A 24807-nucleotide genomic window follows, 5' to 3' on the forward strand; every position below is an offset into this window, starting at 1 on the left:
GGACGGGTCCTTGTCGGTGAAGCGGGGAGGGGGCGGGCGTCAGCGCCCGCCGTAGAGGTTCCAGCTCACGATGTCGTCGCTGCTTTGGACGCCATCGGGACCGAGGGAATAGACTTCGAACGCGCTCGAAGTCCCCGGATTGCGGAATTGGTAGGGCCGTCCCCAGGGGTCCGGCGGCACGAAGGCGAGGGTGTCGTCGGCCACCAGCGCGTCCAGCCCGTCGGCCGTGGTGGGCATGGCCCGCCCGCCGGGCCGGGGCGTGAGCAGGGCCGCGACCAGCACGCGGATGTCGTCGCGCGCCCGCGACGCCGCGCGCAACTCGTCCGTATCCCGTTGGGCATGGAGTTGCGCGCCGATGGCGACGGCCGCCGCGAGCGGCAGCAGCCAGGCCATGGTGACGAGGAGGCCGCCGCCGCGGCGCGCTGCGGCCGTCATCGCGCTGCCTCCGCACGGGCGAGCGGGGCAGGCTGGAGCACGCGCTCGGCGGTCTGCATCAGCACCGGCGGGATGACGGTCTCGATCTCTCCCATGCCCTGGCGTCCGATGTTCTCCAGGATGGGTTCGAAGGCGAGCCGGTACCACAGCCGGGCCCGTACCGTGTAAGGCGCCCGGGCGTCCGGCGGCAGGGCCACCGCGTAGCCGATGCGTTCGGCGGCCCCCGCTGCGATCGGTTTGCGCGGATACACCAGGCGGTCGGTGTCGAACAGGAGGTGGCGCAGATCGATCCTGCCCGCGTCGTCGAGCATGTGCTTGACCCACATCGGCGCCGTCGGGTCGATGGCGCCGCTGGTTCCATCGAAGGCGCCGCTGTGGTGCAGCGTGCGCCCCGCGCCGTCGAGGACTTCGACTTCCAGCCACATGTGGCGCTGGTCGAGCGGCCCGGTGGGCAGGGCGTGGCCGGCGCCGGTGTTGCGGACCTCGACGGTGAGGGCCAGGTCGCCGCCGCCGGTGCTCGCGGAGTGGATCGAGAGTTCCGCCGCGGCTTCCAGCAGGCCGAGCACCTGGCGGCGCGTTTCGCGCAGTTCGTCGTGATATTCGGCGCGTTGGAACAGCCGGTTGATGCCGCCGGGGGAGCCGCCGCGCAGGGTGTGCGTCAGGCCGCCGGGCAGATCCGGGTCGGAGAGCAGGTAGTTGTTGCCGGGGATGCGGTGCGATACCGTCCTGCGCGGGCGTTCGCCGCGCTTGAGCGCTGCGATGTAGGACGCCGGGTCGCGCGCCATGTGGCAGTCCTGGCATTGCACCCCCTGCGCGGCAAAGGGCGAGCGGCGCCATTCGTCGTAGGTTTCCTGGAAGTGCAGCGGGTGCTGGCCGGCCACCACCGGCATGCGGATCTCGGTATGGCAGGCGCCGCACAGCCCGCTCTCTCCCATGTGGGGGGCATCGCGCCGCGCCTGCATGTCGAGCGCGTGGCGCGAGGGCGCAGCCATGATCATGGCTGGATGGACGCTGCGGCGCACGCCGTTGATGTGCGAGGTGAGCGCGCCGTTGCCGGCCAGCGGCTCGGGATGGGTGGCGGTGTGGCAGACGACGCAGCCCACCCCCTCTTCCAGGGCTTCGGTCTCCTGCACGCTGGGCAGCGGCGTGACGAAACCGGTCAGCGTGCCAAGCGGGTTGTGGCAGGACTCGCACCAGCGGCCCTTTTCGGTGCCGTGTTGCGCGCCGGCGCGCGAGGCGGCGACGTTCTCCCGCACCGAGGCGTCGTAGATCAGGTCGCGATCGGAAATCGCATGCATCGAAGCGCTCCATTCCATGAATTCGCGCCGGTGGCATTCGCCGCAGCTTCTCGCGGAGGGCACGCCGCGCCAGTTCACCAGCCCGCCGTCGGCGGTCTTCCATTCGCCGGGGGCGAACGGGTGGTCGCCGAAAGGCAGGGAATAGAACGGCATGTCCCGCGCTACGACGACGCCGAGGGCCCTGTCCGGCGGCAGGGCGGCCCACAGGGCGGTGCCCAGCGCCATGCATCCCATACAGGCGAGTCCGAACGGCCGCCACGCGGCCCGCTGCGGCGCCCCCCGGGTCCGGCGCAGGTGCGCGAGCAGGCCGGCGACCGCGAACGGCGCGGCCCAGCGGTGTACGTCGAGCAGCCACACATGGGCGCCGTAGGGCAGCGTGGCCGGGTTGCCGGCCAGGTAGAGGACGGCGGGTGCGGCGATGGCGAGGCCGCTCAGCAGCACCAGCGCCAGCGCCCACAGCAGGCCGTGGCCGATCAGGCGGTGGCGCACGGTCCGGTCGTGGCGGCAGTTCTTCAGCAACAGCAGCGGCAGGGCGACGCAGGCCGGCGGCTCGCGCCCGTCCCGCAAATGGACGGTGGCGAACGCGGCCAGCAGGATCAGGGCCAGCACGCCCGCCACCAGGTGGGCGGACAGCAGGACCTGTACGAGCGGGCCGTGCGGCGGGCCCAGCCAGAGCGCCAGGCCGGTGAGCAGCGTGATCGCCAGGGCGACGAGCAGCGCATGGAGTAACTGCCGCGTGGTCTCGCGGGTGCGCCACGCCAGGCCGGCCGGTGCCGAGGCGTGGTTGACCGCGGTGGGGCCGGTGAGGGAGACGCCGTGAGGCATGGTTCTCCCCTCAGATCGATTCGAGGAAGCGCAGCAGGGCCTGGCGTTCCTCCTTGCTGAGGTGGCGGTAGCGCTGCTGCGCGGCTTCCGCTTCGCCGCCGTGCCACAGGATGGCTTCCTCCAGGTTGCGGGCGCGGCCGTCGTGCAGGAAGCGGGTGTGGCCGTTGGTGAGTTCGGTGAGGCCGATGCCCCACAGCGGCGGGGTGCGCCATTCGGTGGCGGTCGCCTCGTGGTCCGGGCGGCCGGCCAGGCCCGGCCCCATGTCGTGCAGCAGCAGGTCGGTGTAGGGGTGGATGGTCTGCCCGCGCAGGCGGCGCTGGGGGTGGTCGTCGCCGGTCTGCCAGGTGGGGACGTGGCAGGATGCGCAGCCGGCCTGGGCGAACAGCGCCTCGCCGCGGGTGGCGAGCGGGTCGTCCAGGTTGCGCCGCGCCGGCACGGCGAGCAGTTGCAGGTAGACGGCGAGGTCGGTGAGTTCCTCTTCCGACAGTTCCGGCTCGCCGGGGAAGGTGTTGGACGGCGCCGCGAGGCAGTCGTCCTGGTTGGGCAGGCAGCCTTCCCGCGGGAACACCGGGCTGGTCACGCCCATGTCGTCGAAGGACGCGCCGGCGCTCTGCACGCGCAGCGAGGGCTGGTTGGCCTTCAGCGAGAAGCGCCCCATGACGCGCCGGCCGGTTTCCGGGTCGGTGAGCCAGTTCGGCTTGCCCTTCACGCCGTCGGGCTTCTCGCTGGCCGCGTAGGCCAGGATGTCCCGTTCGGCGATCGCTTCGAGCAGGCCCATGCCGTGCACCGGCGGGGCCACGCGCGCTTCCAGGATCAGATCGTCGGGCAGGGGGCCGTAGCCGGGGGCTTCGACGCGGTAATGGGGCTTGAGCAGGGTGTAGGGCTCGCCGTCGGCGAAGCTGCCCGGGATTTCCTCGTAGCGCACGCGGCCGATGCCTTCCGGCCGCACGCCGGGGGCGCCGCGGTCGCGCAACTGGCCGTGGTAGCCGTCCGGGGCCTTCCAGCCGCCCTGGCCGTCGGGCACCGACATGCGCAGGAACATGCCGGTCATGGGTTCGTCCTCCGAGGCGGGCGGGCGGGCACGGCCGTCGTTGACGTGGCAGGTGTCGCAGGAGGTGGCGTTGTAGTGCGGCCCCGCGCCGTACTTGGGGATGCGCTCGGGGAAGCCGGCGGGGAAGCCGAACTTGCGCTCGAAGAGGCCGTCGCCCCGGTCGAACTGGGCGGACAACTGCCACGGCAGGTTGGGGGCTTCCTGCTCGAAGGGAAGCCAGCCCTTGTGGAAGGAGGTCAGGTCGCCGCCGGCCAGCGCGCGCGGGTCGGCATCGCGGAACCAGCCCATGTCTTCGTCCCCGTAGCCGAACAGGGGGTGGATGGCGGACCGGTACAGGGTCCAGCCGAACACGCCGACGGCGATGCCGGCGAGCAGGAGCAGCGTGGTGCGGAGGGTTCTGCCCGCGCGGGCCGGGCCGGGCGGGGCGGAGATGCTCGATGTGGTCATGTGCCGTTCTCCGGGATGGAAAGGGAGGTTCAGAAGTCCAGGCTGTAGCCCAGGCGCAGGGCCGTGGAGCGCCAGCGCAGCTCTTTCAGGTCGATGGCGGAGCCGAGGCCGATGCCGCCGTCCTGCGCCCAGCGGGTGTCGTCCCGGCCCCGGTCGCTGTCGCTGCGCAGGTGGTGCGCGCCCAGCAGCAACTGCCCGCCGCCGTCCAAGCGGTAGGCCAGGCTCAGGTCGATTTCATGCAGGCGGGCGTTGGCCTCGTGGATGAAACTGTCCGGCTGGGCGAAGTCGCTGCGCAGCGCCCAGTGGCCGCGGCCCTTGAGCTTCGTCCAGGAATGGCGGTAGCCCACGGCCAGGTCCAGGTCGGGGCCGAGCGCGAACTGCACGCCCAGGCCGGCATAGGGGCCGTACCAGCGCACCCGGTACTGGCTGTCGGCGTCGAAGGTGGTGCCGGCCGGCAGGGTGGCGGGGGGGCGGGAGACGATCATCTCGGTGCGCCCGATGCGCAGCCGGCGGTCGTGCAGCGCGAGGCCGCCGTGCAGCGTCAGCGCGGTGCCCCGCGGCACGGCCAGGCCGATGCGGTAGCGCCCGCCCAGGTGCAGGTCGTACAGGCGCGACTTGCGGGCGTCGGATTCGCTGACGGACCAGGGGTCGCGCCGGCCGTCGCTCTCGTAGTCGGAATCGCGCACCTCGCCGCTCAGGCTCTCGGCATAGGCCAGGCCGCCTTCCACCGCCCAGTGCGTGCCCAGCGGCACCGCCCCCTCCCAGCGCAGGCCGGCGCTGCGCAGGCCGCGCCAGGACAGTTCGGAGATCACGTCGGGCGACTGGCCGGGCACGCCGATGCGCCAGTCGAGGGACTCCTGGCGGGCCTCGGCGTACAGCCGGCTTTCCACGCCGCGCGGGGGTTCGGCCGCGGCAGCGGGGGCCGGGGCAGCGACGGTGAAGACGGCCAGCGGCGCCTCGCCGGCCGGCCCGGCCGCCGGTAGTGCCACGCTGCGGTGGGCCTGGCCGCCGCCTTGCGCCATGACCGTCATCCGCGGTGCATTGGGGGCGGGGGTCGCGGAGGGTGTGGCGGAGGGGGCCGGCTCCGTTTCGAGGGCGACGCGCTGGTGCTTGCCGCCGGCATCGAAGATGGTCATCTGCATGGCCCCGGCCGGCAGGGCAGCGGTGCCGGCGAGGAGCAGCGCGAAGGTGGGGAAGGGGGGGCGCGTCCTCATGGGCGGACTCCGGCGAGCGCCTGCGCGAACGGCCGGTCGGACAGCAGGACCACCAGCATGGCGCTGTCGGCGGCGTCCAGCGGCGCAAGGCGCGCCCGTTCGGCGGTGGCGGCAAGCCAGTGGCCGCGTAGGCGGGTGGGGTCGATGTCGATCGGGCGCAGGCTGTTGTTGACCAGCCGGACGACGGTGGCGTGAAGCCCGCCGTCGCGCCACGCTTCGAGCGCCACGGCCTGTATGCCGGGTTCGGGCCACAGTTCCTGCAGTCCCTGGGGCACGTCCTGCGCGGCGATGGCCGGTGCCGTGCGCGCCGCTTCCTCGGGCGCGCGCCGGGCGAGCAGGGCGTGGCGGGTGAGGCGGATGTAGCGTGCGGTCGGGTCTTCGCCGTCCGTGCGGCCGGTGGGCGTGGCTGCGGCCGGGGCGGCGCCGGGTGCGGCCGGGGCGGCGCCGGGTGCGGGCGGCGCGTCCGCGGCTGCGTCGTGGCGCGGATCGAGCAGGCGGCTCTGGGCTTCGGCGGCCGGGCTGATCTGCCGGTAGCTGACCTGCTCGCCTTCCTCGCCGTTGTCGAGGATGTGCGGTGTGATCAGCAGCACCAGTTCACGCTGGGCGTCGGTCTCCACGTCGCGGGAGAACAGGTTGCCGATGACCGGGATGTCGCCGAAGCCGGGAATCTGCTGGCGGCTCTTGGTGGTTTCCGCGCGGATCATGCCGCCCACGGCGATGGTCAGCTTGTCCTTGGCCAGCGCCGCCACCTGGATGTGCGCGGTGTCCATGGTGTCGATGGGGTAGTCGAGGATCTGCCCGGAGCCGACCGCCAGCGGGATACTGGTGCCGCCCTGGATGCGGCGCGAGCTTTCCTGATCGATGGTCAGGGTGACGGTGCGGTCGTCGTTGATGCGCGGATGTACGACCAGGGTGGTGCCGATGTCGCGCTGTTCGGTCTCCGCCGTCACCGTGGTCAGCGCGGGGCTGTTGACGCCGGTGGTGGTCTGGGCGGTGGCGCCGGTCACCATGACCACTTCCTCGCCGATGAACAGGCGCGCGGGTTCGTTGTTGGAGGCCAGCACCATGGGACGCGCCAGGTTGTGGATGCGGCCCTTTTCCTCCAATAGCTGCAGGCGGGCGCGGATGCGCGAATTGATGATCTGAAACAGGCCGGTGGAAGAGGAGTCCAGGGCGTAGTTGCCCAGTCCGGCGACCACGCGCGGCCCGCTGGTGTCGCTGGCGCGCAGGGGGTTGACCGGCTGCGCGCTGGAACCGCTCGAGGTTTCGCTGCCGGAGAACAGATCCATGTCGAAAGCGCGGCGGAATTCGTTGTCCAGGCGCACCTCGATGATGCGCATTTCCAGCAATACCTGGCGGGTGGGCAGGTCGATGGACTTGACCAGTTCGGCGATCTGCTGCAGCGCGCGGTCGTCGCCCGTGCGCACCACGAGCAGGTTGTGCAGGCGGTTGTAGGTCACGTAGATGGGCGGCTCGACCCCCTGGCGCACGGCGCGCAACTGCTCGCGCGACACGCCGGTGCCGGCTTCGGCGACCAGTTGCGCGGCTTCCTCCTGCTGGCCGGCGGTCGCCGCGCCGCTGCGCCGTCCGGCGGAGGAGCGGGTGCCCGTGCTGCGGGTGCGCGAATTGCTGTCGTTGCGGCCGGACCAGTTGTCGTTGCTGCTGCGGTTGTTGCTGCCCGAATCGTTGCGGCGCAGTTCTTCGGTGTCGAGGGTCTCGCCCAGCGGTTCCTCGGTCGGCTCGGAGAGTTCCACGCGTTCGCCGAACAGGGATTCCAGCATGTAGGCCGCCGCCACCACGTTGTGGTGGCGCAGGCGGAAGACGCGGGCTTCCTCGTCGCGCAGCACGCCGACGTCGCGCTGGTACTCGGCCGCGCTCATCAGCAGGTAGGTATTGGATTCGGGCCGCCAGCGGTACCACAGGCCGCCGACCCGGGCCAGGGTGTCCACCACGCCGTGGGCGGTGGTGTCGCGCAGGTACAGGGACACGATGCGCTGGCCGACGTCCTGCGTGGCGACGATGTTGACGCCGCTGGCCTCGGCCACCAGGCGGATCACGTCGTTGATGCGCACGTCGCGCAGGTCGATGGTGCCCAGCGTGGTGTTGCGCCGGTCTTCGGCCGGCGCGGCGGGGGTGGCGAGCAGCGGCGCCAGCGCGAGCAGGGCGGCGGCGAGCAGATGGAGGGGGCGGGACGCGGACATGCGGATCATCGGAGGAGGAATTCGTTGCTGGGATCGGTGCCCGTCTGCAGCGAAACCACGTCGCTGCCGATGCTGTTGACGCGGATCAGGGTGCCGTCTTCCAGGGTCAGCAGTTCGCCTTCCCGCAGCATCACGGTGCGGCTGCGCACGGCGCCGCGGCCGCGGCCGCCGGCGGACTGGTCGATGGAAATGAGCGCGTAGGCGCGGCTGCCGGTGACGATGGCCTTGAGCGTCATGTCCGGCAGGCGGCCGGTGATGCCCGGCTGCAGGTGGGCACCCGGCAGGCGCTGGCGCTGGCCGCTGCGCTGGCGCAGTTCGGGCGTGACCCCGAAAGGATCGCGTTCCGGTTCGGACTCGACCGCGGCCGGAAGGTCGGCCGGGGTGCCGGCGGCGGATGCCTGCGCGCCGGCCGGCCCGGCCGGCGCGAGCAGGAGGAACAGGATGGGGAGGGTGGCGGCGTATCTCACCTGGATCACCTTGCGGACGCCGTCATCAGCGTCTGGAAGAACACGAAGTAAACGAAGCCGACCACGGTGCCGACGAAGACGATGAGCAGCGGCTCGATCAGCGCCGCCATCAGCTTGACCTTGGTGTCCAGCTCCTTGCGGTAATACACGCCGACCTCCTCCATGACGTGGTCCAGTTCGCCGCTGGATTCGCCCACTTCCACCATGTGGCGGATCAGCGGCGGCACCGGCGTGGCCTTCAGCGCGTGGGACAGGCTGCGCCCGCCCAGCACCCCGTCGGCGGCCTGCTCCAGCGCCGCGGCGTAGGCGCTGTTGGGCACGATGCGGGTGGCGACGCGCAGGGATTCGAGCACCGTGCTGCCGCTGCGGATCAGCAGGGCCAGCGTCCAGGACAGTTGCGCCATGCTGGCCGCGGTGAGGGTGGCGCCCAGCACCGGCACGAAGAGCGCCGCGCGGTCGATGGCGTGGCGCCCGGCGGGGGTGGCGTAGGCCAGCGCGAAGCCCGTCAGCGCGGCACCCAGTCCGGCGGCCAGCAGCGGGCTCCAGGCGGCGAACCAGGCGGAAAAATCGAGCAGCAGGCGGGCCGAGGCCGGAATGTCCTTGCCGCGTCCTTCGAGGAAGGCGGCGAAACGCGGAATCACCACCATCACCAGATAGGTCACCACGCCGATGGAGGCGAGGAAGATGATGGAAGGATAGGTGAGGGCGGCGATCAACTGGCGCTTGACGTCGATGCGCCGCTCGATGTCGTCGGCGATGCGGGTGAGCACCGTGTCCAGCTCGCCGGATACCTCGCCGCTGTCGATGAGGCTCACCATCAGCGTGGTGAAGGGCTTGCCCTCCGCCTTCATGGCCGCCGACAGGCTGCGTCCGCCGCGCAGTTCCTCCGCCAGGCGGTGCAGCACCTGGCGCAGGCCCAGCTTGGTGGTGAGCCGCGCGCAGGCGTCCAGGGCGTGCACCAGGGTGTGGCCGGCGCGCAGCATCAGGCCGAGCTGGCGGAACATCAAGGCCAGGTCGGCGGGCCGCACCGGCATCCAGTTGCGCGGGCGCACCGGGGCGAGCCATTCCGCCACGCGCCCCAGCAGGCCGTCGTCCTCGGGCAGGGCGCCTTCCTGCAGGTGCAGGATGCGCAGGCGCTGCTCCCGCAGCAGGGTGCGCGCGGCGCGTTCGTCGTGGGCCTCGATGGCGCCGCGCTGCTCGATGCCGTAGCCGTCCAGGGCGATGTAGCCGTACACGCTCACGCGGGTTCTCCCCCGATCAGCGCCCGCACCTCGGCCAGGCTGGTCTCGCCGGCCAGCACCTTGGCGCGCGCGTCCTCGGCCAGGCGCGACCAGTGGGCGGCGTGGCGGCGCAGTTCGCCCTCGTTGGCGCCGGTGTTGATCGCGGCGGCCAGCGCCTCGTCCATCCACAGGGCCTCGAACACCCCGGTGCGCCCGCGGTAGCCCGAGCCCAGGCAGCTCGCGCAGCCCGCGGGTTCGTACAGCGTGGCTTCGGCGTCCTCCGCCAGGCCGAGCAGGCGGCGGGCGCGGGCGTCCGCCGCCACCGCCTTGCGGCAGCGCGGGCACAGGCGGCGCACCAGGCGCTGGGCGATCACGCCGGTCAGGGTGTCGGCCAGCAGGAAGCGCTCGCAGCCGATGTCGGCCAGGCGCGCCACCGCGCCCAGGGCGGAATTGGTGTGCAGGGTGCTGAACACCAGGTGGCCGGTGGTGGAGGCCTTGAGCGCGGTGTCGGCGGTGTCGATGTCGCGGATCTCGCCCACCAGGATGATGTCCGGGTCGTGGCGCAGGAAGCTGCGCAGGGCGTCGGCGAAGCCCACCTTGACGCTGACCTGGACCTGGGAGATGCCGTCGATGTTCTGCTCGATCGGGTCTTCCACGGTGAGGATGTTCAGGCGCGCGCCGTCCAGCTCGCGCAGGGCGGCGTACAGCGTGGTGGACTTGCCGCTGCCGGTGGGGCCGGTGACCAGGATGATGCCGTGGGGGCGGTCGATCATGCGGCGGAAGTTCTCCAGCATGGCCGGCGGCATGCCCAGCGCGTCCAGCTTGAGCGGGCCGGCGTCGCTTTTCAGGATGCGCAGGGTCAGGCGCTCGCCCCAGCGCGTGGGGATGCTGGCCACGCGCATCTCCACCGCCTCGCCCTCCCAGCCGGCCACGTGGTGGGTCAGGCCGCCGTCCTGGGTGGCGCGGGTCTCGGAGATGTCCATGTCGGCGAGCACCTTGATGCGGCTTACCAGCCCTTCGCCCAGCGGCCGCGGCAGGCTGCCGCCCCAGGGCTGCATGACGCCGTCCACCCGCAGGCGGATGGCGTAGCCGCTGCGCTGCGCCTCCACGTGGATGTCGGAGGCGCGGCGCAGCCAGGCGTCCTTGAGCAGGCGGTCGAAGAGGGCCACCGGTTCGTCCCCGCCCGGGCGCCCGGCGGCGGCCGGCAGGCGGCCGGTTTCCTGGCGGATCAGCTCGGCCAGTTCGTCCGGGTCCATCAGCGCGACGGGCAGTTGCTCGCCCAGGGCCCGCGCCGCGGCCTGCCGGCCGCCATGCTCGTCCGGGTCGCCCGTCGCCAGCAGCGTGCTGCCGTCGCCGCGGCGCATGGGCAGCATGCGGTGGTTCTGCAGCAGGGCGGGCGGCATGCGCGCGATCAGGTCGCCGGCCGGCGCCGCGTCGGCCAGGCGCACGAAGGGCAGACCGCGCGCTTCGGCCAGCGCGTGCCACAGGGCCGCGGCGGGCATGCGCAGTTCGCGGGTGAGGGCGTCGAGCAGCGTCATGCGCTGGCTGCGCGCCAGCGGGCGCAGGCGCGCCACCAGTTCGGCGTCGAACAGGCCGGCCTGCAGGCCGGCGTTGATCAGCGCGGTCTCACTGACTGCCACGGAGCCCTCCCGTCGTGCGCGGGGCGGCGCGCGCCACCAGCTTGTCGAAGGCCTGGCCGTCGCGTGCCATGGCGCGCGCATCCTCGGCGCGCAGCACGCCGCTGCGCACCGCGCCGGCCAGGGACTGGTCGAAGGTCTGCATGCCCAGTCCGCCGCCGCCTTCGATGGCCGAATAGATCTGCTTGGTGCGGCCGGTGGCGATCAGGTTGGAGACGGCGGCGGTGACGATGAGTATTTCCACCAGGGGCGCGCGCCCGGCGCCGTCGCGGCGGCGCACCAGGCGCTGGGACACCACCGCGCGCAGGGTCAGGGACAGGCGGTAGCGGATGGCCTCCTGCTCGTCGCCGGGGAACACGCCGGTGAGCCGTTCCACGGTGCCCACGGTGTCGGCGGTGTGCAGCGAGCTGAACACCAGGTGGCCGGTCTCGGCGGCGGTGATGGCGGCGCCCATGGTTTCCAGGTCGCGCAGTTCGCCGATCAGGATCACGTCCGGGTCCTCCCGCAGGCCGGCGCGCACCGCGCTGGCGAAGTCCGGCACGTCGGTGTGCAGCTCCCGGTGGGTGACGGCGGCACGCGCCGGTTCGTGGACGAACTCCACCGGGTCCTCGATGGTGAGGATGTGGTAGGGGTAGTGGCGGTTGATGGCGTCGATGAGGCTCGCCAGCGTGGTGCTCTTGCCCGAGCCGGTGGCGCCGGTGACCAGCACCAGGCCGTCGCGCAGGTGGGACAGTTCGTGCAGGCGCTCGGGCAGGCCCAGTTGCGCCATGGTGCGGAAGCGGTTGTCCAGATGGCGGGCCACCAGGCCCTCGCGCCCCAGGCCGCGGAACAGGTTGAGGCGGAAGCGTTCGCCGCCGGGGGTGGTGTGGCCCGCGTCCAGCGAGCCGTTGCGCGCCCATTCCGCGCCGCGCCCGCCGTGGGCGAAGTGCGTGCGCAGCGCCTCCATGGCCGCCGCCGGCCAGGGCGGGCGGTCCAGCGCCTGCAGGTCGCCGTGCACGCGCAGCAGGGGCACGCGCCCGGCGGCCAGGTGCAGGTCCGAGGCGCCGGCGGCCACGGCCTGGTCGAGCAGGGCGTTGAAGTCGTCGAGGGCGGGGGCGGAGTCGTGCATGGGCGGCGCGCCTACAGGGCCAGGTCCAGGGTCAGGTCCAGCCACTGCATGGTGGCCGGCTCGTCGGCGGTGGCGTCGGTCCGGACCTCCACCTTGATCCACACCGGGCTGACCACGTGGGGCAGGCGGGCCAGGCCGTCGAGGAAATCCATCAGCCCGCGGTAGGAGGCGCGGGCGGTCAGGCGCAGCAGCGGGCGGCGGAAGACGTTCTTGGCGGCCATCTCGCGCAGGCGTTCCAGGGTGGGCATGAGGCGCTGGTCCTCCCGCCGCAGGCCCTTGTTCTCCAGCGACACCACCTCGATGTCGGCGCTGTTGGCCAGTTCGGTCAGGCCCAGGCGCAGCGTCTGGTGTTCTTCCAGTTGGTCCAGGCGCGCGAAGCGCTGCTGCAGGCTGATGAGGCGGGCGCGCTGGCTGGTGAGCTTGTCCTGCAGCAGGGCCAGGTCGCGCGCCAGTTGCGCCGGGGTCTTCTGGCTGCGGCGCGGGGCCGTGGGGGCGGGGGCCGCCGTCCTGGACTTTTCCGCGAGCTGCTCCACGCGCCCCAGGTTGTGCCGCGCGGCCACCAGGCGCGGCGTGGTCACCAGGGCGTGGAAGGCCGCGTAGCCGCCCAGGCTCAGCAGCACCGCGGCGATGACGGCGCGGCGGCGCTCCGCGGCCGGCATCTTGTGCCAGGCGGCGTGCAGGGGCTGCAGGAAGGCCGGGGTCTTCATCGCTGCTCCAGGCCGTCGTCCGGCGGCAGGGGGATGAGCCAGAAGGAGATGGCGTAGCCGTTGCCGCCGGTGCGCCCGACGGCCGCGTGCAGGTCCACCTGGGCCACGCTCAGCCCCAGGCCGCGGGCCGATTGCTGCACGTTGCTGGCGAAGCGCTGGGCCAGCGCGTCGCTGACCGACCAGGCCCGCACGCGGATGCCGATCTCCTGGTTGGGCGAGGCGCCTTCCTCCAGGCCGTCGAGCACCACCTCCGGCCCGATGACGCGGCCGAGCAGGCGGATGATGGCAGGCAGGGCCTGGCTGCGCCGGGCGATGGTGTCCAGCCGCTCGGCTTCGCTGAGCACCTGGGAGAGTTCGGTCTGCACCTCGGCGACCTGCGCTTCCAGGCGGCGCGCCTCGGCGTCCATGGCCTGTTCCGGGTTCTCGCTGCGCTGGCGCAGGCCGTCGCGGATCTGGACGGCCTGCCGTTCATAGGTGTGGATGCGGTACTGCGCGCGCCCTTCCCACAGCGCGATGCCCAGCAGCACGGCGCCCAGGGCGAGGGCCGCGCGTCCGCCGCGGGTCTTCCACGGCGGGGCGGAGGCCTGGCGCGGCGGCAGGACGAGCAGGCGGCGTTCGCTCCGGTCCAGGTCCTGCTCGGCCAGCACGGCGCGGAAACGCAGTTCGGCCGCGGCGGCGGCGCCGTCGGCCAGCACCTGTACCGGGCAGTGGCACTGTCCTTCCAGTTGCGCGGCCAGGCGCTCGGCGTCGGTGTCGCGGTCCTCGACCACCAGGTCCAGCGCCTCCGGCTGTTCGCTCAGCCAGGGGCCCAGCAGTTCGGCGATCCAGTCCGCGGCGACCGGCCGCTCCATGCGCGCTTCGCCGGTCATGCCGGTGGTCCGGGCGCCGTGGTGGCGGGTGCACACGATCTGTTCCGGGCGGATTTCCACCACCAGGCGGACGCCGGCCTGGGCGGCGCCGGCCGGCGGATGCCCGGCCAGGCCGGCGGAGGGCACGATGCCGCGCAGGCGCAGGCCCTGTTCCCGCAGCGCGGCGTACCAGGTGTCGCGCAGGACTTCCGCGCACACGGCGGCGCGCCAGCGCGGCCAGTCCTCGCCGGGCGGCACGGTGCCGGGCTGGGCGCGCCAGGCGTGCACCAGTTCGTTTTCCGGCAGCAACTGCCAGTGCTGGCGCAGGATGGCGTCTTCGATCCGCTCGGGGGCGACGAAGCCCAGTTCGCCCGCCATCTCGCCGAAGCGCACGCTCTGCCCCGCATCGTCCATGCGGCGGGTTTCCAGCGCCACGGCCACCTCGCGGCGCCGGGCGCCGTCCAGCAGGCCGAGGGCGGCGAGCACTTCGCCCATGGTCCACAGATTGTTGTGCTGGGAAACCAGCGGTTCGCTCTCGTAGCGCACCATCTCCCGCATCTGCGCCGGCGGGCGGGGGCGGGCCGGGTCCACCGGCAGGTCGGCGAGCAGGGCCAGCGCGGCGCTGGTGAGCAGCAGGGCGTTGCCGGGCAGGTGCGGCCCCAGTTCGGTCGTGATCTCCGCCAGCGCCTCGGCGGGACGGTAATGGCGGCTGTGCGCCTGCCGGCCGAGCCGCCATTCGCGGCGGCGCTCGGCAACCGCGGCGCGCACGCCGAAGGCGTCCGCTTCGATGAGCAGCAGGCGGGGGACGAACAAACGGGTGTACAGATCGGGCTGCGCGGCGTCCGCCTGCCGGCGGCGCCCGCGGCGGGGCGCGGCCTTGGGCTTGCGCAGGGCGAGGGCGGCGGGGCGCGGCATCCTCATCGCAGCACCATCTCCACGGCGGGCGGCGTGGCGCCGGCGAACAGCACGACCTTGCGGCTCTGCCGCCCGGTGCCGATGACGTAGGGCTGCTCGTCGCCGTTGTGGGGCGTGCCGTCCGGGTCGATGACCAGCAGCAGCAGGTGTTCGCCCTGGGGCACGCGGGTGGAGGAGGGGGGAAGGGGGACAGCGGCGAAGGTCAGGATGGCCGTGTCGCCGTCGGCCAGGGCGCCGATGGCGCTGCTGCTCAGGCGCCGCCAGCGCGCGCCGCCGGCATCGTTCTGGTACACCAGCAGGGAGGCGTGCAACTGGCCACCCAGGGAGGCGTAGTCCAGATCGCTGCCGAGCCGGTTGCGCACGGCGATGCTCCAGCCGGCGATGTCCACGCTCCAGTCGTCCGCGGCCACGCTGCGGCGCGGGGCGTCTGCCGGGGGCGCGGCGGTGGCGTTGGCGGGACCGCCGGAGGCGACCTGCCAGGGCTGCTCGGACGCGGACGGCAGTTGCAGCAGCCAGCCGAAGTTCAGCGCGTCCTCCCCCGCGCTGGCGGCGACGTTGCCCCAGCCGTCGCGGAACACGGACGAACCCAGGCGGCTTTCCAGGTAGCGCCGCAGGCCCTTCCACAGCTTCTCGTGTACGCCGTCGAGCACCACCGGGGCGGGCGAGGCCTGCGCCCAGCCGTCGGCGTCGGTCTGGGGGGCGAAGCGCGGGCTGCGCAGGCGATGGCCGTGCAGCAGGCCGGAGGCGGTGGCGAGGCTCTCGGTGCCGGCCAGCTCGTCCGCATCGACCAGTTCGTCGCGGGCGCTCAGTTCGCGCAGGGAGGCGGGCAGGCGGCCGTTGTCGGCGACGAAGCCGGACAGGCGCATCTCGCCCTGCCATACCGGCGCGGGATGGCCGCGCACGGCGTTGACGATGGCCGCCAGGCGGGCGTGGCTGTCTTCGGTGCGCACGTGCTCGTCCCGCTCGCCGACGAGGGAGAAGGCCATCAGCGCAGTGCCCGACAGCAGGGCGACCACGACCAGCATCTCGATCAGCGTGAAACCTGCGCTGCGCGGCATGGCCGGCCCTATTCCGCGTCGCCGAAGGAAGTGATCAGCAGCGCCGGCCCCTTCGAGTAGTTGTACACGTGCAGGGCGTAGAAGCGGCGGCGTTCGCCCACCTTGGCGGTCTCCGCCAGGCGCCGGGCCACGCCGGCCTCGATGTAGGCGGTGAGGAAGCGTTCGTCGCCGTACCTGAGCACGATGCGCTGGCGCACTTCGGGCACTTCGCTGGCCTGCATCATGTGCAGCACGCTGGTGAGGTATTCCGCGCGCTGGGGGGCGGGCGGGTCTTCCAGGACGGCGACGAAGCTGACGTTCTCCGGGCGCAGCACGATGCGCTGGCCGGCGATTTCGGTGCGGCTGCCGTCCACGAACTCTTTCAGATCCACCGGGCGATAGCCGGCCTGCGTGCCGTCCTGTGCGGCGGCGGGGCCGGGTGAATGGAAAAGCGCGGCAACCGGCACCGCCAGCAGCAGGAGGATGCGGGCGAGGCGGGCGATGAAGGGGTGGAAGGGCTTCATGGGATGCATCAGTCCAGGCAGAACACGAGGTCGTCGGCACCGTGTGCGGCCGACAGGTCGGGCTGGCACGGCGCGTCCACGGCGAATCCGCCGAAGCGCCCGTCCGCGCCGGCGTGGGCGATGCGGGCGGGGGTGGTGGCGGTGGGGCGGAAATAGAACACCGGGCGGCCGAGGGCGGAGAACTGGTCGCGCCCGGCGTCGTAGCCGGCGGACAGGCTGTCCACGCTGCGCCAGCGGAAGGCGCATTCCGCGGCGGCCGTGGCGCACGGCGGCAGGGGCGGCAGCGGGGCGCCGGCCGGCACGTTGGGCAGGTTGCGCTGCATGGGCGCCTGCTCCAGCCCGGTGCCGTCGTGGCCGGCATCCACGCGCAGCAGCTTGGCCGCGTCCAGGTAAGGGCCGCGCCAGCCGCGTTGCGCTTCCGCGTCCCAGTGCATGAGGCGGCCGAGGGGGTGGTTGGTGCAGAGCTGCGGGCGGGCAAACAGTTGGCCGAGATTGGCCGGATGGGCGAACCAGTTATCGCGCCAGCCTTCCAGGTCCACGGAGCCGCCGGGCAGGTGGATGTCTGGCAGGCCCGCGCGGGCCGTCAGGCCGCCGTCGGACGGGATGCCGGTGCAGTCGTAGCCGCCGCCGGCGTTCGGGCTTTCGATGCCGCCGGAAGGTGCCAGGGCGAAGGGGCCTTCCCCAGGCCAGTGGCCCGTGTCGGCATGGAAGGCGCGCAGGGCGCGGGCGATCTGGTCGAGCTGGACGCGGGCGAGGCGGTCGGCCTCGGTGCGCGCCAAGGTAGCGTAGTGGCCCCAGGCCACGCTGGCCAGCGCCGCGACGATGGCGATCACGACGAGCATCTCGCCCAGCGTCAGTCCGCGCTGAACCAGGGCGGACGAAGGCGGCAGGACGGCGGCGTGACGGGGCATGGCGCTCGCGGCAGGAAACAGGGGGAAGCAGGGGGGGCGGACACCGCCCGTACAAGGGGTGACGGGGGTGTCCGCCGGCCCGAGGCCGGCCGCGTGGCCGGTGGCTCGGGTGATCAGGCGCTTAGAGCGTGCTGCGGGTGCCGTCCCATTCGCCCAGCTCTTCGTCCTTGGTGTCGCCGGCGCCATCGACGACGGCGATCAGTTCGATCTCGTCGGTGGTCTCATTGACGCCGAACAGGCCGACGAAGCGGTTGTACTCGTCCTGCGTCACGTGGCGGTAGGTGGGCGTGTTGTTCAGCGCGCCGCGGGTCTGCGGGTCGAACAGCGTGGAATCCGGGCCGATGCCGAAGGCGTACACGGTGGTGTTCAGCGGCACCTTGATGCGGTCGGCGTTGCCCTGGTCGGAGGTATCCCATACCAGCACCTTGGCGGCGTCCACGATGGGCGCGCTGGCATCGAGGCCGCAACCGTTGGCGCCGGCCGGGCGGAAGATGTTGCTGTTGGTGACGTCGTTGGAGCGGCTGTTGATCAGCGCCCGGATGCCGTCGGCCGGCAGGGTGGACGGCTCCGCGACCGCCTGGGCGTAGGTGCCCGCGCAGTTGAACGCGCCGTGGGCGATGCCCGAGCCGATCACGCGCAGTTGCGTGATGCCGTACTCGTTCAGGCGGTCGGCCTCCGCCTCGGTCAGTGTGGCCACTTCCAGCGGCTCGGCCAGATCGACGTTGACGACCCCGGAGACGTTGGTGTCCTTGTCCGTGATGGTGGTGAGGTCGGCGGCGGCGGCCACGAACAGCGAGTCGAAGTTGTCCGGGTACTGGCCGTTGTTCAGCACGCGGTAGGTCAGGATGCCCTTGGACAACTCGTCCATCATCGCCACGTGGGCGGCGGCGGAGGCCTGGCGGTCGGTGTCGCGCAGGATGATGGTGGCGGTGCCGGCCACGGCGGCGAGGATGGCGACCACGACCAGAAGTTCGAGCAGCGTGAAGCCGCCTTCCTTCTTCTTCAGCGCGGCCAGGCGGCTGCGCAGCTTGCCGGAGACTTGATGGGTTTCGACGGCGGCCAGTTTGGCGGCGACGTGCTTGTCGGACTTGAAGCCGAACAATTGGGCGATAGACATAGCAACTCCTTGAACTTGATGAGAGTTGCCTTGTTTCCAGCCACAGGAACAGAAGGCGTTACGGATGATGCGGGGTGCTGCGGGTACTGCCTGATGTCCGGCCGCTGGGCCGGCGATGGTGCGACGCCGCGTCGCCACCGTGATGCGTGTTCCGCACCGCAGGTCAGGTGGGCGTGGCCCTGCCGCCGACGGTGCCGACTTCCTGCATCAGGAAGTCGTGGATGCGGCGAAACAGCGACCGCTGGAGCGGCGCCGAATCGACGGTGAAACGATACTGCTTGCCGCAGTGCAGGATCACTTCCTTCTGTCCGCGGCGAAGAATGCGGATTTCGATCCTGATCTCCGCGAAACCTTCGTGATCGAAAGCCTCCTGATACAGACTGACCAGCTTGTCCACGACCTTGATCTGCCCGGTCGGGACCGATGCTTGCACCATGCTTGACCTCCCTGTCATTAGGACTATAGGAAATATCCTATACCGTAGGTCATGATGAATGATACTCGTTCTCAACAAAGCGTCAATATCAAAAGAAGGGGTATTTTTCGAGCGCAGTGTGCATTTCTTCACGGAAGAAAAGGCATTGCAGACGATGCGCATGCCGCGATCCGGCGTGTTGCCGGGATGCATCGAAAGTAGGAAGCCGCGGGTCAGCGGGTGCGCCGATACAGCCCGACCAGTTCCGTATGCGCCAGCACGTGGCCTTGCATGGCGCGTTCCAGCGCGGCCTTGTCCGGCTTGCCGAGATCGGGCAGCAGCGTATCCAGCGCGTACAGCTTGAAGAAGTAGCGATGGCGGCCGATGGGCGGACAAGGGCCGCCGTAGCCGGTGCGCCCCCAGTCGTTGAGGCCTTGCAGCGTGCCTGCGGGCAGCGCGGCCGGCGGCAGTCCGGCGGGCAGGGCGCCGGCCACGGCGGGCAGGTTGTAGAGCAGCCAGTGCACCCAGGTCATCTTCGGCGCCTCGGGGTCGGGGGCGTCCGGGTCGTCCACGATCAGCACCAGGCTGCGGGCACCCGCCGGCGGTGCGGTCCAGGACAGCGGCGGCGAGCTGTCGCGCCCGTCGCAGGTGTGCTGGGGCGGGATGGCGGCACCGGCGGCGAAGGCCGGCGAACTCAGCGTCATCGTGCTCATGTCCATTCGTTCTCCGTGGCGGCACGTTGCGGTCCGTTCCGCAGCGGCGGAGCGGTCCTTACCGGATAGCAGGGCGCACGCCCGTGCGCAAGGCGGGCGTGCCCGATCTATCATCGCGTCGGGCGCCGAGCGGGGAAGGCGGGCGCAGTTTCCGGAGCGGCAGATGCAGGTGCAGGCCTTGTTCTTCGATCTCAGTGGGGTGATCTACAGCGGCGTGCAGCCGATACCCGGCGTGGTCGAGCGCGTCAATGCGCTGCGTGCCCGCGGCTTTGCGGTGCGCTTCCTGACCAACACTGCGAGCCAGTCCCGCGACTACCTCCTGGCCCTGCTCGCCGGCATGGGCGTGGAGGTGGCCCACGACGAGCTGTTCACCGCGCCAGGCGCCGCTGCGCAATGGGTGCGCAGCCGGGGTCATCGGCCGTACCTGCTGCTGTCGCCCAACGTGGCGCACGAATTCGACGGCATCCCCCGGGACGATCCCGACTGCGTGGTGCTGGGCGACGCGGGCGACGACCTCAGCTACGCCAACCTGAACCGCGCCTTCGAACTGGTGCTGGCGGGCGCAACCCTGGTGGGCATCGGCTACAACCGCTACTACCACGACGGCGAGGGCATCAAGCTGGACGCCGGCGCCTTCGTGCATGCGCTGGAATGGGCTGCGGGGCGGCAGGCGGTGATCATGGGCAAGCCGAGCGCGGCCTTCTTCGCGGAGGTGGTGCGCTCCACCGGCCTGCAGCCGGCCCAGTGCCTGATGGTGGGCGACGACGTGTTCGGCGACATCGAGGGCGCCCTGCAGGCCGGGCTGCAGGCCTGTCTGGTGCGCACCGGCAAGTACCGCCCGGGCGACGAGGGCCGCATCGAAGGCGACTTCCGCGTGCTGGCGTCGGCGGCCGGGCTGGAACCGTAGGTGTTACGGGCATCGTAGTTAGTTGATCCGGCAAAAAGAGCCGAACCGGCAAGAAATGCCGAACAAGTGTCAGTGCATTGGTGGTGTCAATGCCAGATATATTGAGTACGCTAAACAATGATCATAAACGGCATGACTATTGCTAGATTGCATCAGTTCATCTGAAAGGAGAGCAATATGTTCATCCAATCTGGCTATGGCGTGCAGGCCTACAGCGCATCCAGCAAGATTGCTCTGCAACAGAGCAACGACGTTACGAAGGCCGTGCCTGCCAATCTGTCGAAGAATTCAGCCTCGGCAAATACTACCGAGCAGGTGACCCTATCCAGTGCCGGAAAAAAACTCGCTGCAAGCGGAAATAATGCGACGCAGCCCAGAACCCCGGCTCAGGAGAGGCTGATCATGGCGGCCAGTTCGAGCCGTCAAAGTGCCGAGAAGATAGCAAGCGATATCGCATATGCGCCAAGTGGAATCATATACGACATCAGTAACACTGGAGGTGGCGAAGAAGTGAGAACGCTAGCGACCTCCGGACGAATCATCGATGACGAATTCAAAGCCAGATTCAATAGTGAAGCAGCCGCAATCGATGCGCAGCGACGTGCGATCTATGAATCTGAAACGGCAAAAGGAACGGACCCTCTGCAAATTCTCACCATGATGATTGACTTCACGAACACGCAATCCAAGGACTATCTCGAGGCGTCTGGCTGGGGCTATCAAGGCAGTTCGCCACCGTAGTTCTTTTTGCTGGCAAAAAGTTCTTCGTACCAAGCTCTTGATCTCTCGCATGGTGGGCTGAGCGCCAAGATTCATGGGTTGCGTTGATGCCGCAGACGAGCCGCTGCGTCCGATCCCGAGCGGCGGGCAAGTGTCCGGCGGAATGAACGTCCCCTAGCCGCCGCCCGCGGCGGGGCGCTCAGGGCGCCGCGCGTGCCATGCGTTCGAGAATCTCGATCACTTTCAGGCTGGCGCTCTCCATCTCCGCCAGCGCACGGGCGGCCGCTTCCGGGTTGCCGCCCTGGTGGGTGCGCACGGCTTCGACGCCGCTCGCATGCACCGCCGCATGGTGGGGTTCGAGTTCGCGGTAGCCGGGCAGGCCGGAGAAGCTGTCGCGGCCGTCGCCTTCGTAGTACCACTTGCCCAGCCGGCAGTGGAGGTGGCTGGCGAAGTCGGATTCGCCTTTCTGGCTGAGCCCCATCAGTACCTTGTAGATCTCCATCTTGTAGACCAGATGGTCGATCTTGGCCGTTTCGACGAAGCTTGCCAGCGCCACCGAGGAAACGGCCCGGCCCAGCGTGCCGGAGATCTGCCGCAGGGTGTCGATGCTGGCGTGTGCCACTTCGCTGTCGCGGGTGAAGCCGGTGATCTGTTCGGGGCTGACGTCGAGCTGCGCCATGACGCGCTCGGTCTCGCCATGCACGCTGCCGACCAGGCCGGCGATCTGGGCGGTGGCCTGGGTGGTGCGTTCGGCCAGCTTGCGCACCTCGTCGGCCACCACGGCGAAGCCGCGGCCGGCCTCGCCGGCGCGGGCGGCCTCGATGGCGGCGTTGAGCGCCAGCAGGTTGGTCTGGTCGGCGATCTCACGGATCATCTCCAGGAAACTGCCGATCTCGGTGGTGCGCTCGCTCAGCGACACCACGGCGGAGGTGGTCTGCTGGCTTTTCTCCGCCAGCAGCCTGAGGTTGGCGTCCAGCCGCGCCACGGCTTCGACGCTGCGTCCGACCGCGGCGCCGGTTTCGGTGGAGACGTCGCGCTCTTCCTTCATCGACTGCGCCAGTCCGCCCAGCGACTGCTGCACCAGCTTCAGCGAATCCGAAAAGGTCTGCAGGTTGCGGTATATCTCCGCGGCGAACGCAGCGGAGCGCTGCTGGCCGTCGAGCCGGGCACGGACGTCGGCCAGTTCACCGCGCAGGCCGGCGATCTCCGCGTCGCGCTCGGCCACTCTGGCCTGCAGCGCGGCCACCGTGTTCTCGCATTCCTTCGCCAGCCGTTTCGATTGTCCGAACATGCCTCGTCTCCCGCGCAAGGGTTTTTTCCCGCATGAATAAGGGTTTGCTCATATTGTGCCATGCGGTACGCGCGGTGGATCCCGCCGCATCTCACAACCCCAGCCAGCGGGCGATGATGCTGCGCTGCATCTCCGAAGTGCCGGAATAGATGGTGCTGCCCACGGCGTCGCGCAGCGCGCGCTCCACCTCGTACTCCACCATGAAGCCGTTGCCGCCGTGCAGGTGCACGGTGTCCAGCGCCGTCTTGAGCAGGGATTCGCTGACCGCCAGCTTGGCGATGGCCGCGTCCAGGGAGGCATTGCGCAGGTTCTGCAAACGCCAGGCGGCGCGGTAGGTGAGCAGGCGGGCGGCTTCCAGTTGGACCTTCATGTCGGCGACCCGGTGGGCCACGGCCTGGAACTTGCCGATGGGCTGGCCGAACTGGCGGCGGCTGCGGGCATAGGCCACCGAGGTTTCCAGCAGCCGCTCCATGATGCCCACGTGGCCGGCCACCAGCAGGCAGCGCTCCCAGTCCATGGCGGTGGCGAACACCGCCGAGCCGCCGCCCACCTGGCCGAGCACGGCCGAGTCGGGCACGAACAGCTCGTCGAACACCAGCTCGCCCACCGGCGAGGTGCGCAGGCCCATCTTCTCGAACTTCTGCCCGCAACCGAAGCCGGGCATGCCGCGCTCGACGATGAAGGCGGTGACGCCGCCGTGGTAGCCCTTGTCCGCGTCGGTGACGGCGAACACCACCGCCAGGTCGGCCACCGGGCCGTTGGAGATGAAGGTCTTGCTGCCGGTGATGAGCCAGCCGTCGCCGTCGCGCCGCGCGCGGGTGCGCATGGCGAAGGTGTCGGAGCCGGAATCGGCTTCGGTGATGGCGTGCGCCCCTACCAGCGTCCCGTCGCACAGGGGCGGCAGCCAGCGCTGCTTCTGTTCGTCGCTGCCGTGGCGCCAGATGGGCACTACGCAGGCCAGCAGGTGGGCGCTCAGGGAGAACACCAGCCCGCCGTCGCGGCAGCCGTAGCCCAGCGCTTCCAGCACGATGGCGCAGGACAGGGCGTCCAGCCCGGTGCCGCCGTAGTCCTCCGGCACCGGCAGGCCCTGGATGCCGATGCGGGCGCATTCGCGCCACAGCTCGCGGGAGAAGACCTGGTCCCGGTCGCGCTCCAGCAGGTCGGCGTTGAGCGCCTCGCGGGCGAAGCGGATGGTGCCGTCGCGCAACTGCTTCTGTTCGTCGCTGAAGGCGAAATCCATCAGGCGACCTCCTTCAGGCGCTGGTAGTCGGTCTTGTCGGTGGAGGTGCGCGGCAGCGCGTCCAGCCAGGAGAACTGGTCGGGGATCATGTACAGGGGCAGTTGCTCGGCGCAGAAGCGCTTGAGGGCGATCAGGGAGAGGGGCTGGCCGTCGCGGCTCGCCAGGAAGGCAGTGATGCGCACCCCGGCCTCGGCGTCGGGCAGGGCCACCACGGCGGCCTCCTTGATCTGGGGGTGGCGGTACAGCCCGGCCTCGATCTCGCCCAGTTCCACCCGGTAGCCGCGGCGCTTGACCATGCGGTCGCGCCGGCCGCGGTAGGTCAGTTCGCCGTCCACGCCCTCGACCACGATGTCGCCGGTGCGGTACCAGCGCGTGCCGTCCGCGTCCACCAGGAAGCCCTGCGCAGTCTGCTCGGGCAGTGCCCAGTAGCCCTGCATGACGCCCCGCCCCGTGATGCACAGCTCGCCTTCCTGGCCGGCGGCCACGGGGTGGTCCTTCTCGTCCACCACCTTGCCCTGCAGGTGGGCGCACACCCGCCCGATGGGGTAGGGCGCGGTGCGCTCGGGCGGCACTGGCGGCACCACCTCGTACCAGGTGCACACGTTGGTCTCGGTGGGGCCGTAGAGGTTGAAGTAGCGCGGCCCCGGCAACTGTTCGCACAGGGTGCGCAGGTGCTTGACCGGGAACACCTCGCCGGCGAACAGCACCAGGCGCAGGGCGCTGCAGTCGTGCTCCGGCAGGCGGCCGAACTGGGCGATCAGGCTCAGGATGGAGGGTGCCGAGTACCACGCGGTGATGCGCTGCTCGGCGATCAGGCGGGCCAGATGCAGCGGGTCCTTGCCGCGCTCCTCGGGGATCAGCACCAGGGCCGCGCCGTGCTCGATGGCCACGTGGATGTCGAGGATGGAGAGGTCGAAGTGGAAGGGTGCGTGGGACGAGAAGCGGTCCTCCGGGCCGGGCGTGAACAGGCCCGAGCACCAGTCCACGAAGCTGGTGGCGTTCTCGTGGGACAGCATCACGCCCTTGGGTCTGCCGGTGGAGCCGGAGGTGTACAGGATGTAGGCCAGGTCGCCGGGGGCGTTGTCGGCATCGGCCAACGGGCGTGCCGCGCCGGCCGCGTCCAGCGCGCGGGCCAGCGGCGCGCCGCCGCCGGTGCCCTCGGTGACGATCAGGGGCGGCAGTTCGCCCAGGGCCGCGAATTCCGCGGCGAACTGCTCGCGGCGGCGTTCCTCCACGATCACGGCCTTCACCGCGCAGTTGTGCATGATGTAGGCGTTGCGGGCGGGCGGCGCGTCCGGGTCCACCGGCACGTAGGCCGCGCCGGCCTTGAGGATGCCGAAGATCGCGACCACCGCGTCGATGGACTTGCGCAGGTAGATGCCGACCCGGTCGCCCGGCCCCACGCCCAGGGCGGCGAGGCGGTCGCGCAGGCGGCCGGCCAGGGCGTCGAATTCCCGGTAGCTGAGCGTGCCGCCTTCGGGCTCGATTACGGCCGGGCGTTCCGGATGGCGCGCGGCCGAATCGGCCAGCGCGCGGTGCAGGGGACGGGGGGCTGCCAT

General features: G+C 71.0%; 22 protein-coding genes and 1 pseudogene. 2 read left to right on the forward strand and 21 right to left on the reverse strand.

The annotated features are described in order from the left end of the window. Positions 1-39 precede the first annotated feature (39 nt). From E6O51_RS21815 to E6O51_RS06960, 17 genes are all read right to left on the reverse strand, one after another. Positions 40-435, reverse strand: a complete 396-nt coding sequence (locus E6O51_RS21815) for a type II secretion system protein GspG (protein WP_168735207.1) — start codon at positions 433-435, stop codon at positions 40-42. Beyond that, a complete protein-coding gene (locus tag E6O51_RS06885; RefSeq protein ID WP_136384230.1) occupies positions 432-2558 on the reverse strand; it encodes a multiheme c-type cytochrome in 2127 nt (708 codons plus the stop codon). The genes E6O51_RS21815 and E6O51_RS06885 overlap by 4 nt, the downstream gene beginning before the upstream one ends. Before the next feature lie 10 nt (positions 2559-2568). Next, complete coding sequence (locus E6O51_RS06890; RefSeq protein ID WP_136384231.1) at positions 2569-4056, reverse strand: di-heme oxidoreductase family protein; 1488 nt, start codon at positions 4054-4056, stop codon at positions 2569-2571. A gap of 29 nt (positions 4057-4085) precedes the next feature. Next, the gene (locus E6O51_RS06895; protein ID WP_136384232.1) at positions 4086-5270 is read right to left on the reverse strand and encodes an outer membrane beta-barrel protein; all 1185 of its coding nucleotides are present in this window, start codon (positions 5268-5270) and stop codon (positions 4086-4088) included. Beyond that, entirely contained in the window at positions 5267-7471 is a 2205-nt protein-coding gene (locus E6O51_RS06900) for a DUF3438 family protein (RefSeq protein ID WP_136384233.1), read from the reverse strand. The genes E6O51_RS06895 and E6O51_RS06900 overlap by 4 nt, the downstream gene beginning before the upstream one ends. A gap of 5 nt (positions 7472-7476) precedes the next feature. Beyond that, complete coding sequence (locus E6O51_RS06905; protein ID WP_136384234.1) at positions 7477-7938, reverse strand: hypothetical protein; 462 nt, start codon at positions 7936-7938, stop codon at positions 7477-7479. Between the two features lie 5 nt (positions 7939-7943). Beyond that, a complete protein-coding gene (locus E6O51_RS06910) occupies positions 7944-9179 on the reverse strand; it encodes a type II secretion system F family protein (protein WP_136384235.1) in 1236 nt (411 codons plus the stop codon). Beyond that, on the reverse strand, positions 9176-10798 hold the full coding sequence (locus tag E6O51_RS06915; RefSeq protein ID WP_136384236.1) for a GspE/PulE family protein: 1623 nt from the start codon (positions 10796-10798) through the stop codon (positions 9176-9178). Before E6O51_RS06915 ends, E6O51_RS06910 begins: the two co-directional genes overlap by 4 nt. Then, positions 10785-11903, reverse strand: a complete 1119-nt coding sequence (locus E6O51_RS06920; protein ID WP_136384237.1) for a type IV pilus twitching motility protein PilT — start codon at positions 11901-11903, stop codon at positions 10785-10787. Before E6O51_RS06920 ends, E6O51_RS06915 begins: the two co-directional genes overlap by 14 nt. 11 nt (positions 11904-11914) lie before the next feature. After that, positions 11915-12610: a hypothetical protein gene (locus E6O51_RS06925; RefSeq protein ID WP_136384238.1), complete on the reverse strand. Its 696-nt coding sequence runs from the start codon at positions 12608-12610 to the stop codon at positions 11915-11917. Continuing rightward, positions 12607-14379 (reverse strand): hypothetical protein, encoded by a 1773-nt coding sequence (locus E6O51_RS06930; protein WP_136384239.1) that lies wholly within the window; start codon positions 14377-14379, stop codon positions 12607-12609. The genes E6O51_RS06925 and E6O51_RS06930 overlap by 4 nt, the downstream gene beginning before the upstream one ends. Beyond that, the gene (locus tag E6O51_RS06935; protein WP_136384240.1) at positions 14376-15431 is read right to left on the reverse strand and encodes a type II secretion system protein; all 1056 of its coding nucleotides are present in this window, start codon (positions 15429-15431) and stop codon (positions 14376-14378) included. Before E6O51_RS06935 ends, E6O51_RS06930 begins: the two co-directional genes overlap by 4 nt. Before the next feature lie 8 nt (positions 15432-15439). Next, positions 15440-15934 carry a hypothetical protein gene (locus tag E6O51_RS06940; RefSeq protein ID WP_136384241.1) on the reverse strand — a complete coding sequence of 165 codons (495 nt, stop codon included), beginning with the start codon at positions 15932-15934 and terminating at the stop codon, positions 15440-15442. Positions 15935-15942: 8 nt separating this feature from the next. Continuing rightward, entirely contained in the window at positions 15943-16845 is a 903-nt protein-coding gene (locus tag E6O51_RS06945; protein ID WP_168735208.1) for a type II secretion system protein, read from the reverse strand. 121 nt (positions 16846-16966) lie between these two features. Then, positions 16967-17962 (reverse strand): prepilin-type N-terminal cleavage/methylation domain-containing protein, encoded by a 996-nt coding sequence (locus E6O51_RS06950; RefSeq protein WP_136384243.1) that lies wholly within the window; start codon positions 17960-17962, stop codon positions 16967-16969. A gap of 163 nt (positions 17963-18125) precedes the next feature. Further along, complete coding sequence (locus E6O51_RS06955; protein ID WP_211091344.1) at positions 18126-18398, reverse strand: hypothetical protein; 273 nt, start codon at positions 18396-18398, stop codon at positions 18126-18128. Positions 18399-18610: 212 nt separating this feature from the next. Further along, positions 18611-19090 carry a YbhB/YbcL family Raf kinase inhibitor-like protein gene (locus E6O51_RS06960; RefSeq protein ID WP_136384244.1) on the reverse strand — a complete coding sequence of 160 codons (480 nt, stop codon included), beginning with the start codon at positions 19088-19090 and terminating at the stop codon, positions 18611-18613. A gap of 163 nt (positions 19091-19253) precedes the next feature. Here E6O51_RS06960 and E6O51_RS06965 point away from each other — a divergent pair, with 163 nt between their 5' ends. Together E6O51_RS06965 and E6O51_RS06970 are read left to right on the forward strand one after the other, a co-directional pair. After that, the gene (locus E6O51_RS06965) at positions 19254-19997 is read left to right on the forward strand and encodes a TIGR01458 family HAD-type hydrolase (protein ID WP_136384245.1); all 744 of its coding nucleotides are present in this window, start codon (positions 19254-19256) and stop codon (positions 19995-19997) included. Between the two features lie 177 nt (positions 19998-20174). Further along, positions 20175-20738 (forward strand): hypothetical protein, encoded by a 564-nt coding sequence (locus tag E6O51_RS06970; protein WP_136384246.1) that lies wholly within the window; start codon positions 20175-20177, stop codon positions 20736-20738. A gap of 178 nt (positions 20739-20916) precedes the next feature. On the opposite strand, the gene E6O51_RS22485 is transcribed toward E6O51_RS06970, so the two are convergent. From E6O51_RS22485 to E6O51_RS06985, 4 genes and pseudogenes are all read right to left on the reverse strand, one after another. Next, positions 20917-21339: a CZB domain-containing protein gene (locus tag E6O51_RS22485; protein ID WP_408003399.1), complete on the reverse strand. Its 423-nt coding sequence runs from the start codon at positions 21337-21339 to the stop codon at positions 20917-20919. Further along, positions 21337-21597: pseudogene (locus E6O51_RS22490) on the reverse strand (methyl-accepting chemotaxis protein); the annotation flags it as partial. The gene E6O51_RS22485 and the pseudogene E6O51_RS22490, both read right to left, overlap by 3 nt. A 502-nt stretch (positions 21598-22099) precedes the next feature. Next, positions 22100-23248: an acyl-CoA dehydrogenase family protein gene (locus tag E6O51_RS06980; protein ID WP_136384248.1), complete on the reverse strand. Its 1149-nt coding sequence runs from the start codon at positions 23246-23248 to the stop codon at positions 22100-22102. Further along, a complete protein-coding gene (locus E6O51_RS06985) occupies positions 23248-24807 on the reverse strand; it encodes an amino acid adenylation domain-containing protein (protein WP_136384249.1) in 1560 nt (519 codons plus the stop codon). The genes E6O51_RS06980 and E6O51_RS06985 overlap by 1 nt, the downstream gene beginning before the upstream one ends.

The sequence above is a fragment of the Pseudothauera rhizosphaerae genome (genome assembly GCF_004801305.1).
GTDB classification, from domain to species: Bacteria; Pseudomonadota; Gammaproteobacteria; order Burkholderiales; family Rhodocyclaceae; genus Pseudothauera; species Pseudothauera rhizosphaerae.

Coding starts and splice junctions, on each gene's coding strand:
- E6O51_RS21815 (WP_168735207.1), bottom strand. CDS start 435: ATGACGGCCGCAGCGCGCCGCGGCGGCGGCCTCCTCGTCACCATGGCC.
- E6O51_RS06885 (WP_136384230.1), bottom strand. CDS start 2,558: ATGCCTCACGGCGTCTCCCTCACCGGCCCCACCGCGGTCAACCACGCC.
- E6O51_RS06890 (WP_136384231.1), bottom strand. CDS start 4,056: ATGACCACATCGAGCATCTCCGCCCCGCCCGGCCCGGCCCGCGCGGGC.
- E6O51_RS06895 (WP_136384232.1), bottom strand. CDS start 5,270: ATGAGGACGCGCCCCCCCTTCCCCACCTTCGCGCTGCTCCTCGCCGGC.
- E6O51_RS06900 (WP_136384233.1), bottom strand. CDS start 7,471: ATGTCCGCGTCCCGCCCCCTCCATCTGCTCGCCGCCGCCCTGCTCGCG.
- E6O51_RS06920 (WP_136384237.1), bottom strand. CDS start 11,903: ATGCACGACTCCGCCCCCGCCCTCGACGACTTCAACGCCCTGCTCGAC.
- E6O51_RS06925 (WP_136384238.1), bottom strand. CDS start 12,610: ATGAAGACCCCGGCCTTCCTGCAGCCCCTGCACGCCGCCTGGCACAAG.
- E6O51_RS06930 (WP_136384239.1), bottom strand. CDS start 14,379: ATGAGGATGCCGCGCCCCGCCGCCCTCGCCCTGCGCAAGCCCAAGGCC.
- E6O51_RS06935 (WP_136384240.1), bottom strand. CDS start 15,431: ATGCCGCGCAGCGCAGGTTTCACGCTGATCGAGATGCTGGTCGTGGTC.
- E6O51_RS06940 (WP_136384241.1), bottom strand. CDS start 15,934: ATGAAGCCCTTCCACCCCTTCATCGCCCGCCTCGCCCGCATCCTCCTG.
- E6O51_RS06945 (WP_168735208.1), bottom strand. CDS start 16,845: ATGCCCCGTCACGCCGCCGTCCTGCCGCCTTCGTCCGCCCTGGTTCAG.
- E6O51_RS06950 (WP_136384243.1), bottom strand. CDS start 17,962: ATGTCTATCGCCCAATTGTTCGGCTTCAAGTCCGACAAGCACGTCGCC.
- E6O51_RS06955 (WP_211091344.1), bottom strand. CDS start 18,398: ATGGTGCAAGCATCGGTCCCGACCGGGCAGATCAAGGTCGTGGACAAG.
- E6O51_RS06960 (WP_136384244.1), bottom strand. CDS start 19,090: ATGAGCACGATGACGCTGAGTTCGCCGGCCTTCGCCGCCGGTGCCGCC.
- E6O51_RS06965 (WP_136384245.1), top strand. CDS start 19,254: ATGCAGGTGCAGGCCTTGTTCTTCGATCTCAGTGGGGTGATCTACAGC.
- E6O51_RS06970 (WP_136384246.1), top strand. CDS start 20,175: ATGTTCATCCAATCTGGCTATGGCGTGCAGGCCTACAGCGCATCCAGC.
- E6O51_RS06980 (WP_136384248.1), bottom strand. CDS start 23,248: ATGGATTTCGCCTTCAGCGACGAACAGAAGCAGTTGCGCGACGGCACC.
- E6O51_RS06985 (WP_136384249.1), bottom strand. CDS start 24,807: ATGGCAGCCCCCCGTCCCCTGCACCGCGCGCTGGCCGATTCGGCCGCG.